8 protein-coding genes, 1 tRNA gene and 1 pseudogene are annotated in these 10,604 nt (G+C 43.6%); 3 read left to right on the top strand and 7 right to left on the bottom strand.

The genetic code is table 11. From position 1 onward, the window contains the following. Positions 1-66: 66 nt before the first annotated feature. Complete coding sequence (locus ACN6NF_RS08385) at positions 67-3,315, bottom strand: hypothetical protein (RefSeq protein ID WP_474316776.1); 3,249 nt, start codon at positions 3,313-3,315, stop codon at positions 67-69. 297 nt (positions 3,316-3,612) lie between these two features. Here ACN6NF_RS08385 and ACN6NF_RS08380 point away from each other — a divergent pair, with 297 nt between their 5' ends. Continuing rightward, complete coding sequence (locus ACN6NF_RS08380) at positions 3,613-4,197, top strand: helix-turn-helix domain-containing protein (RefSeq protein ID WP_013370447.1); 585 nt, start codon at positions 3,613-3,615, stop codon at positions 4,195-4,197. Between the two features lie 199 nt (positions 4,198-4,396). Here ACN6NF_RS08380 and ACN6NF_RS08375 read toward each other — a convergent pair. The 3 genes and pseudogenes from ACN6NF_RS08375 to ACN6NF_RS08365 all read right to left on the bottom strand — a co-directional run. Continuing rightward, positions 4,397-4,657, bottom strand: a pseudogene (locus ACN6NF_RS08375) (FGGY-family carbohydrate kinase); the annotation flags it as partial. Between the two features lie 246 nt (positions 4,658-4,903). Next, complete coding sequence (locus ACN6NF_RS08370) at positions 4,904-5,989, bottom strand: substrate-binding domain-containing protein (RefSeq protein ID WP_474317543.1); 1,086 nt, start codon at positions 5,987-5,989, stop codon at positions 4,904-4,906. A 192-nt stretch (positions 5,990-6,181) separates the two neighbouring features. Further along, the gene (locus ACN6NF_RS08365) at positions 6,182-7,333 is read right to left on the bottom strand and encodes a sn-glycerol-1-phosphate dehydrogenase (protein ID WP_474316774.1); all 1,152 of its coding nucleotides are present in this window, start codon (positions 7,331-7,333) and stop codon (positions 6,182-6,184) included. A gap of 167 nt (positions 7,334-7,500) precedes the next feature. Between ACN6NF_RS08365 and ACN6NF_RS08360 the strand changes: the two genes are divergently transcribed. After that, a complete protein-coding gene (locus tag ACN6NF_RS08360) occupies positions 7,501-7,704 on the top strand; it encodes a hypothetical protein (RefSeq protein WP_016819686.1) in 204 nt (67 codons plus the stop codon). A 109-nt stretch (positions 7,705-7,813) separates the two neighbouring features. Here the strand turns inward: ACN6NF_RS08360 and fabV are convergent, their stop codons facing one another. Further along, positions 7,814-8,983 (bottom strand): enoyl-ACP reductase FabV, encoded by a 1,170-nt coding sequence (fabV, locus tag ACN6NF_RS08355; RefSeq protein WP_474316772.1) that lies wholly within the window; start codon positions 8,981-8,983, stop codon positions 7,814-7,816. A gap of 217 nt (positions 8,984-9,200) precedes the next feature. Further along, positions 9,201-9,557, bottom strand: a complete 357-nt coding sequence (locus ACN6NF_RS08350; protein ID WP_474316770.1) for a winged helix-turn-helix transcriptional regulator — start codon at positions 9,555-9,557, stop codon at positions 9,201-9,203. Between the two features lie 197 nt (positions 9,558-9,754). Between ACN6NF_RS08350 and ACN6NF_RS08345 the strand changes: the two genes are divergently transcribed. Next, the gene (locus ACN6NF_RS08345) at positions 9,755-10,285 is read left to right on the top strand and encodes an NAD(P)H-dependent oxidoreductase (protein ID WP_474316769.1); all 531 of its coding nucleotides are present in this window, start codon (positions 9,755-9,757) and stop codon (positions 10,283-10,285) included. A gap of 96 nt (positions 10,286-10,381) precedes the next feature. Here ACN6NF_RS08345 and ACN6NF_RS08340 read toward each other — a convergent pair. Beyond that, positions 10,382-10,466 (bottom strand) — tRNA-Leu (locus tag ACN6NF_RS08340). Between the last annotated feature and the right edge of the window lie 138 nt (positions 10,467-10,604).

The following is a 10,604-nucleotide window of genomic DNA, read 5'->3' as shown; positions in this document are numbered from 1 at the left end:
ACCCCTATTAATAATGCCTATACATCTAATGATCTGTTATATTTTTTCGAAGCCAAGAGCATCCTTTTAATCTGTAAAAGGAAATACCTTTTTCGTCCGTTTAATGACGTTTCCGTTTAAATCATAATCCAATTGAATTTGGTCACCGGTGAATAAAATAACTTTATTCAGTCGGTTTCCTTTGCCGTATTCATATGAAGTGTCCTTGCCAAGCGCCATATGGGCTGCCTTAATTACGGTTTGTAATGCACCGCTATTAATTTCTGACAGCTTCACATAAACCGTTTGACCTGCCTTCATCTCATACTCTAAGACCGTGTAATCCCAACCATATATTTGTGCTTGCTCTGTTGAGGAGACAAGCTGGCTACTAAAATCAGGGTCTGTAAACAAGGCTACAATGGGCTGCTGTGCAGCAAAGTTGGATTTCTCCTTCACCGCAAAGCGGTAAATTCCGTCTTCTTTGGGTATAAAACGATATTTCCCTTGCTGACCCGCCGTAAAGTCAGCTTCCTTTTCTATGAGTTCAATGAGCTCGTCCAGCTTGCTGTCATCGTTATTTTTTACAACAAATACACGATAAGGCGCTCCAAAGTTAACAGCAGGAGTAGTTGCTGCTACTGTTAGATGAATATTTGCGTTAGTTGGCACTTGTTGCTGATTGTCTGTCGCCTCTTTATGTTCTCTGATCACTTTTCCAGCACGATCTGCAACAGTGAACTGATACGTTCCACCCGTTGCCTTTGCATTCGTCAAGACAGGTGCTTCCTGGCTCCCGCGATTGATCCATACTTCCTGCTTGCCACCAGATAAAGATGTTTTTAATAACGCTGGTTCTGTGCTTGGATCTGCTTTAATGTCATTGTTGAAATGAATGGTTACAGTTTGCGGTGAAGTAACGGTTACAACAAGCGTACCTCCTGCGCCAAGTGAGATTTCAGGTAAAGAAACACTCATACCTGCTCTATCCACCTTGGAATTCACACCGCTACCTTCTCCATACATGGCATAGTCATAGAGACGGCTTGTGTCTAAAGCATCTGTGGTTAATGAGGAAGCCTGTGAGCCAGTATTATGGAATACATAGCTTTCTCCCTGCTTGATGGTAACCTGATTGCCTGTTGGCACATCGGCAGCCTCAACATCGAATATTCCTAATACAGCTCCATAAGTAACTGGCACATCAGAAACCGTCGTTACAATGGCGTAGCCACCAGCCTGTACTAATGGTAATTGAGTCGTATCATTAGCTTGGCTGTACACAGTTCCATCTGCCTTATAATTAATGTAATTCCATTTCATACCGCTGACTGAAATGACGTCCAGGGCCTTATCCAAAGTGCTAACGTTTATAAATTTTTGGCTTTCACCGCGTTTTAGTGTAATTCGATGGAAGGCAGCCTGTGCGTTAAGCATAGCCTCTATCTTACTGCTGTAACTAAAGGTGATTGGCCGATCGGATACATTGGTGACAATGGCTTCACCGCCAGCAACAATCTCTGGGTCCACTGTATTGTTGAAATGATCTGATGTAAGTAAACGAAGTCCCCGATAGCTTGCTGAATCAAAGCGTGCACTTCCATTACTTTTGTCATGCCGTAATGAATTTGATTTGCTATCATGATTGCGGAAAATATACGAATCTCCCGGCTCCAAAGTCGTTTGCCTGATACCATCATCATCTCCGCTGGCCTTAAAGCTCCGATAGATTCCACCAAACGTGATTGGCGTATCACTGGTTACCGTCACGCTGGCCTTTTTACCTGCACCCACCAAAAAGGTTGATTTCCCAGTACTGCGCCTGGATTGCTCTGTACCATCTGCTTTATACAGGACCACATCAAATTTCCCTTTAACGGTACTGGCTGTGTTGTGCAGATTCCTCAAATGATCACTAATATTAGTGAAAGCATAACTTTCGCCTTTGGACAGTGTTACGCGCAAAAAAGCAGGATCATTGCTGGTTTCCCAAGAAAAATCATCTGTATAGTCAAAGGTAATAGGACTCGGGCCAATTACAGTCACAATGGCATATCCCGATGGCGGGATCATAGGACCTGACTGGCTGTTAAAACCAGAGGAATTTACCGTTCCATCCGGCTTGTAAATCGCATAGTCGAACAAGCTTCCTACCTTTTTGGAGTTATTGTAGATCGGATTCATTAGTGTACCGTTATTATGGAAAATGTAGCTCTTGCCCACCTCAAGCTCTACACGGCTGATGGCATCACCACCCACAGGGCGAGCAATGAAATTGCGATAAGGGGCCCCGTATGTCACCGGGTTTGCAGTGACCTGGGTAATTACCGCATATCTGTCCACAGCAATCTGCGGCTTCGCCGTAGTGCTACTGCCGCGTGAAGCCTCTGTTCCGTTTGCCAGATAAACAACATAGTCAAGTTTATCTTTAGATGTACCATCACTTTCCACCGTATCCAATCGTGTTCCCACATTGATAAACTGGTAGCTTTCCCCCTGATTTAAGGTAACCCGCGCATAAGCCGGCTCACCGGTGCTTTCTATAGTGTATTTGCCGTATGGAAATCCGAAGGTCACCGCATTTGCAGTGGAGCCTGTAATAATCAGTTCCTCGCCATCTGCCAAAGTAGGGTGAGCAATACTATTAAGGGCGGAAGCGGATAAGGTTCCGTCTGCCTTGTATTTTGCGTAATCAAAACGGCGATTGTCAGTATTTGACCCATCATGCTGAATGGAACGGGCTGTCCATCCTTCATTCACAATCCGGTAGCTTTCATTCTTAGAGAGCGTAACTCGCTCTAATGCTGGGTCCTCCGATGTACTGTAGGTGAAGACGTCTGTTACTTTTACAGTTAATGCTGCTGTCCCTGTATTCGTAATAAACGCTGTACCTCCCCCAGGAACACCAATGGGGCTTATGCCATAGTCCATATGGACAGTGCTAATATCTCCGTCCTCTTTGTAGCTCACACTATCGTACAGAATACCTTTTGACTGAGAAGCGTTGCTGTATATAGATTTACTAACTGTATCTGTATTCTGAAATTCATAACTTTCTCCAGGGTCGATAACGATTGACGTATACTCCACCGCTGCCAAACTCATCATGAGTGCATTATACACGCTGTTTGTCGCAGAAGTTGGCGGCTCAAAAGAAACTGTTTCATTCGTGAGCCCCTGTTCCTTCTGTACCAAATCTGCTTGATCCGCATGATTTAGTTGCATTCCGTCCTTTAAATCTTGTTTTTCCGCTCCTGCCACACTAGGCAAGCACAGCAAAGTGTTCGTTGCCAAAAGTGCCGTCAGAAACCATACCATTACCTTTTTACAAATCATCTAGCTGTATAACCTCCCTTTTTCTCGTCAAAAAAATTGCATGTTGGGCTGTAAAAAACCACTTTTCTCTCTGTACAACCTTACAATCATAAGAGAAGAACATATTACCTCCATTTCCATAAAAAATGTCACATTTTAATATATCGACACCTTAAACTTCCATTTTTATAGGCCAAATGGACCTTGTTTTCCATAAACCGGTTAAGCCCATGGGATTAAAAGAAAATCAGGAGAGGAGTCACTTGCAAAGCCCCCTTCGGGTATAGTAGTATGTGTTTAAAAAAAATCGGAGGGTATATGCCTAAACAACAAGACAAACATTCCATTCAGGCGTGGTCTCTGATCAATCGCAAATATTTGGGAAAAGGCGTGCGTGTCAAACGTTTTCGCAAACCAACACGCTGTCAAGTACGCAATCGCGTTCTGCTTGCCGTTTTGATGGCTAATGACATTAAACTGTCCCAACTTGCCGAGGAGCTCTCCATCTCCTCTCGCAGCGTCAGCGCGTGGGTATATGAAGGCCGTATTCCCGGCAACACTAATCTGGAAAAGACGTGTAACACACTTGGTTATCCACACCATATTCTATTTAATGAAGAGGTTGTCCGGCGTTCACCGCTTATTTGTCAACCATCGCCGTCCCGTTTTATGAAACGGACTGTAACTCGTTCTCCGGTTAAAAACCGGATTTTGGCGGGTTTGTGCATGGTACATGATATTTCGGTGACCGATGTCAGTCATTGGATTGGCGTTCATCCGGGTACATTTCGGAAATGGTTGCATCAGGGTACCGTTCCTTCACAAACCTTCCAGGATCAGGCGGAACAGTTTTTCCGTATTCCAAAATCCATTTTGTTTGCTGATGCCATGCTGAAAAAGTAACAATGTCCTTTAAAACGAAACGATTGAAACTTTCATGAAAGTCTTTGAAAGGAACGCATTACCATCTTTCATGCATAAGGCTTTCACATCATGTGATTTACAGAATATAAAAGCAAAAAAGCACAGTCTGCCGATTCTGGCGTACTGTGCTTTTTAGATAGCAAAATTTAAATGCTTCTTGCTTATAATTTGTAACTTCTTAGGAATGAGTGCTTGCCGCTTCAGTTAAACGTCCAGCTTCTGCCTTGATGGCCTTCAGCCTTTTCATAACTGGGTTGCTCCCACATCCAAAGTAGTCGTGAAGACGGCTGTATTCCTCATAGAGCTTATTATAGATGTCCACGTTCTCAGGGATTGGCTTAAAGCTCTCGTCCCGTACACGTGCCATATGACGCGCTGCTTCGACGATATCGTCATATCCCCCGGCTTCAGCTCCCGCAGCCACGGCTGCCAGTTTGGCCTCCTAAACGTCCTGTTTTAATGTTTCTAACATGTATAGGTCACTCTTCTTACCTGCATTTCTGGCACCACTCTCACCGCACACTTGTACGTACAACTCAATCAACCCTTTTTATATATCTTTTTGACAGATTTATGTACACATTTTCAAAATGTATAGAAAAACAGCCCCTTTTCTGCAATCCAGAAAACAGGCTGCTCCGTGTATCCAGTAACATACCATCAACTTAAAATTACTAAATATTTCCTAAGCTGGCCCCGTGGATTCGCGTACAATTAACTCTGGAGGTATAATCCACTGACGCTCTTCTTCACGATACCCCTTTTCTTCAATCATCGATAGCATGGTATCGGCGGCACGTAACCCCAATTCTTCCTTGGGGTGCCGAATGGTTGTAAGTTTGACTTCCGTGGCTGTCGCCAAAAATGAATCATCAAACCCAACCAGTGACAAATCCTGGGGAATACTGAGGCCCGCCGAACGTACAATATCCAACAGCCGCACCGCCAATTCATCATTATAGGTCACCCATCCGGTCGGACGTTCCCCTGTCTCCATCGCCAACAGCTGCGATGCGCGTTGTAACGGAAGCTCATTTTTTTCTTCAGTCCGGTACGTCGTTACTGCGTTTGGATGTAACATCACTCCATATTTACGGTGAGCGGCTACAAATCCCTTCATCCGCAGAATTCCTTGCATATCATCGGTTTTGAAAAATCCGGCCAATCGCTGGTGCCCCAGCTTGATCAAATGCTCTGCCGCCAAAAAACCACCCTTTTCATCATCCAAACGCAAACAAGGTCCATCCATCTCCTCATAACGCGCATTGATCATTAAATAAGGGATTTGGCGATTCTCTACGGTTAAATAATAGTTCAAATTGGGATTACGTTCCCCGCTTTTGGTCGGCTCAATAATAATTCCGCTCAGTGGTTGACTCAGCAGCATTTCCAAGCACTGACGTTCTTGTTCAGGGTCATTGCCTGTGCTTGATAGCAGCAGCTTGTAGCCCTGCCGGCTTAGCTTGGATTCAATTCCCTGTACAATGGATGGAAAAATATAATCCGATATATAAGTTGTCACAACTCCAATCGTCCGTGGATCTTCGGGCTGTTTATGATCCCGTGTTGCGACGAAGGTTCCCTTACCCTGTATGCGAAACAGCCAAACTTCCTGTACCAGTTCACCCAGCGCCTGACGCACCGTTTGCCGACTAACTGCAAATTGTTCAGACATTTCATGTTCAGAAGGAAGCTGGCTTTGCGGCTCCAGTTTGGATGAATGAATCCATGATAAAATTTCCTGTTTAACTTGTATATATTTGGGCGCCATCATTTCCTCCGTACTTGCCATATCATGTACCTATTCGTATTCCACAATTATAGTATAGCATTCATTTGTACATACAAGTGTTACAGGAGCATAATATCGTTGTATAGATGCCGAAGGCATAAACCCATTCACAAATCCCTTCCTCATGCTTAAACTGAGTATCTAAGGACTCTGATGTAGGTGTAACACACATTATGAACGAAGCAACTGATGTTCATTCATATACTTGAGTCCGGTATAACGATCACGCAAAGTATGTGCCGTGCGCAAAGCACGAGCAAGCTGTTCCTGCGTAACCCCCAGCTCAGCAATGGTAGACGGACCTCCAACCTGAGCTAGCCATGCACGCATCTGTTCCGATGTAGGCAAAGTCCGATATACTTTGAAAGCCTCCACATCCTGATTGGCAGCCAATTCCCTATACATGTCAGACAGTAAAGCGGATGCAACGCCCACCTTGGCACCATGCAAAACTTGCTTGCGCCCCTCTGCAATAAAATCCATTTCAATTCGGTGAGAAATATGATGCTCTCCCCCTGAGGCAGGACGTGAATGATCAATCATCAACATCGAAATACCGGATGCAATCAGCGCATTCATCAACACCTCGACCCCCGCCTTACTGCCTGCCGCGATCTCATTGACATGCTCTACACAAGCACGTAAAGCCTCCTCGGTAATTCGATTAGCTACAGGTGAATACGGCTCGTTTCCCAAATCTCTGGACACATGCCAGTCCGCTAATGAGGTGAACTTGCCGAGCATATCACCAAAACCCGCGGCAGTCAGCACTTGAGGGGCATTTGCCAGTACGGACAAGTCAGCGAAGATCGCCTCCGGCGGAACGGCTTGGAACGTCTGCTTGCTGCCATCCACAATTAATGGGGCCCCCGCTGAGGTAAAACCATCTACAGATGCAGCCGTTGGGACTGACAAGAACGGACGATTCATTTTATAGCACACAAAGCGAACCAGATCATGAATCGTACCTGACCCTACAGCAAGCACAGCCTGACTTTGATCCGCCACACCCAGCAGAACCTTCATGATATAAGTTTCATCAGCAATAACATCCCCTACCGCATTCGGAGGCAGCCGAACTACATCAACTGTCAAACCTGCTTCACGGATTAATTCAGCTACTTTTTTCCCTGCTGCCGCTGAAGTATGCTCATCCTCTACTAGAGTAACATGCTGATAATTCTGTTGATTCAAATAAGAAGCAATGGATTCAAGTGCTCCATCCCGCACCTCGATAAACAATTCAACCTTTCGGTGAGGATGATCAGCGTTACTAGCCTGCGCCTCTTCGTTCCACAGCTTGATCTGCTCATTCATATTCATTTCATCAGCCTCCTGAAAAGGAATAATTTGTACAAGAATGATCCATACTAATAAATAGATTCCGTTTGAAAACGATTACTATTTAATTGTACGCACAAATGTAGATACAAGTCCAGAAAAAACGTACAAGTTACGATTCAATTCAACCATTCGAAAGGAACAATATTATGAAATTTGGAACAGATATTGCCTGTGCACTCGGGTTACTGGCAGGTACAACGTTTGGTAGTGGGGTTGCTTTTTTGTTCGGCTGGCAAGCTTATCGTGCACTGACTTCTGTCACGGTTTTTGGCATTGCAGGGATTATCATTACCATTGCCGTTTTTCGCTTGCTGCACCGGAAGTCGCTTTCTACGTCCAATTCTCAATGAATTCTGTTGAAAGCCAGACCATTTTAATTTTAACTGCATACATAAAAAAACGGGTCTCACAAGCCATTTGCAGCTTGAGAGTACCCGTTTTTGATTTGGAACTATTTACTTAAACTTCTGGATCAACGTCCAGTTCATAATCAATTTCATCAAAACCGAATCCAAACAATTGAAGAAAATCCAGACGATATTGCTCAAGATCACCCAGTTCGGATACGTTTTCGGTAGTGATCTCAGACCAAGCTGCTTTAACAGCTTGCTGCACGTCATCTCTCATTTCCCAGTTATCCAGGCGAATACGTCCTTCTTCATCCGTTTCCACAGTGGCCCCACTGTATAGTGTCTCAAACAGACGTTGCGCCTGTTCAATACATCCCTCGTGCAGCCCTTTTTCTTTCATGACCTTAAACAGTAAGGAAATATACAGAGGCACTACGGGGATAGCCGAACTGGATTGTGTAACCAAAGCTTTATTCACTGAAACGTAGGCCTTCCCATGATAAGGCTCCAGTTGCTTTGTTAAAGTATGCGCTGTGGCTTCCAAATCATTTTTAGCTTGGCCAATCGTTCCTTTACGATAGATAGCCTCCGTAATTTCAGGACCAATATACGAGTAAGCCAGTGTGGTTACTCCTTCAGCCAGCAAATCGGCTTCTTCCAACGCTTTTAACCATAAGGACCAATCTTCGCCACCCATAACCGTGATGGTGTTCTCAATCTCCTCCTGCGTAGCTGGTTCCAGCGTAATTTCCGACACGACACCTGTGTTGGTATTCACCGTTTTATTCGTAAACGGCTGTCCAATGGGCTTGAGAACGGAATTAAAGGTTTCTCCCGTATCAGGATGTGTCCGTCGCGGTGAGGCGACACTGTACACGATCAGGTCTACCTTGCCCAACTTTTCCTTGACCAGCTTCAACGTCTCCTGCTTAACTTCATGGGAAAAAGCATCTCCATTAATGCTTTTCGCTATGTAACCAGCTGCTCTGGCCGCTTTTTCGAAGGCCACTGTATTGTACCAGCCTGCCGAAGCCGTACGTCCCTCTGAAGCAGGACGTTCAAAGGATACTCCTATAGTGTCAGCTCCCATACCGAAGCTCGCAGCAATGCGGGAAGCCAGTCCATAACCTGTGGAGGCTCCGATCACGAGTACCTTTTTGGCTCCTTGTAGTGACGTGCTATTTTTGATGTAGTCGATTTGGCGATTAACATGAGCCGCACATCCTGCAGGATGCGCAGTCGTACATATGAAACCACGAATTTTCGGTTTAATAATCATTGCAAGGGTCCCCCTACTTTGGCATTCATTTAATATTGATGGAATGGTTGTCAGTCATAACTATATTACAAATCAGCTTGCGGCTCAACATTTAACATAGTGCTTGAAGGCAACTCGTCATATACTACGACAACAGCTATCCCACGAACTGCCGACTCTAGAAAAAAGAAAATCGCCGTAAACATCATAGCCTACAGCGCTCTTTTTACTCTACTATTCATTTTGACTCATTTTCCAGCAACATCACATCTTCTCCTTGCCGTTGTCTTATCTTGATATTAGTCCTTCCCCAGGCACACATTAGGTGAATAATTTCATTTGCTGTAATTCCATATTCCGTTATATAATACTCCACTTTTGGAGGCATTTGATTATACACATGTCTGCCTATGACCCCATCCTTCTCAAGTTCACGAAGTTGCTGTATAAGAACCTTTTGAGAAATGCCTGGAATACTACGCTGTAATTCACTAGTCCTCTTTCTACCAGACATTAATAAGCATATGATTAAGGATTTCCACTTACCTCCGATGATCTCAAGTGTTGCTTCTATGCCTAAATTATATTGTTTCATACGACCACCTCTTTAACACTAAAATAACTAAATTTATCTAATTCATTCTATAATCACATATCTTCACTCTAAGAACCATGCACACTTTCAAGTAACTATATTACTTTATTGTGTGTATTTACTTTTTTTATAGCGTACAGAATAATAATACGTATCAACAAAAAGCAAATGATGCTATGTAAGAAAGGTGATTTATAATGAAGACTCTCGTGATTTTAGCACATCCGAATATTGAAAATTCCAGAGTAAATCAAAGATGGAGACAAGAATTGCTTCAATATACCAGTGAAATTACAATTCATGAAATTTATAAAGAGTATCCCAACTGGAATATTGATGTTATGAAAGAACAAAAGTTACTTGAAGCACACAACCATATCATATTTCAATTCCCTTTATATTGGTATAGTTACCCTCCTTTATTAAAAAAATGGTTTGATGATGTTTTCACCCATGGATGGGCTTATGGTTCAAAAGGTGATAAATTAAAAGGAAAAAAGCTAGGGATCGCCATGTCGATTGGCGACAAAAAAGAAAACTACTTATCTACGGGTTCCGTTACATTTACGGTAGATGAAGTTATAGCCCCCTTTAAAGCAAGCGCAGTACATGTGGGCGCCGTAACATTACCCTATTTCGCAGTCTTCGCAGCCTCGTTTCAAGCAAGTGACGAAGACATTAATCAGAGTGCAAAGGACTATATCAAATATATATTCCAGCATAAATAAAATGGCATGGCTGTTTAACAGCACGTATCTTAACCATAGAAAACAGGCTCTTGGTGGCATCCAGCCAACCCAAGAACCTGTAATTGTTAGGTATAATGCGGTCGAGAGGACTCGAACCTCCACGGGGGGTTAGCCCACACGGACCTGAACCGTGCGCGTCTGCCAATTCCGCCACGACCGCATACTATGTATTGATGGCGATATTTTAAATCACCGTAATTAAGATTATATATTGAATAAAGCTTAAAAGCAAGCCGTTTTATATTATATTTTCTATGAATAATTCCTGCAAATATAAGAAAATCACTGGATATCACCA

The organism is Paenibacillus sp. TSM33, from assembly GCF_056099025.1.
This window is presented reverse-complemented; position numbering and strand designations above follow the sequence as displayed.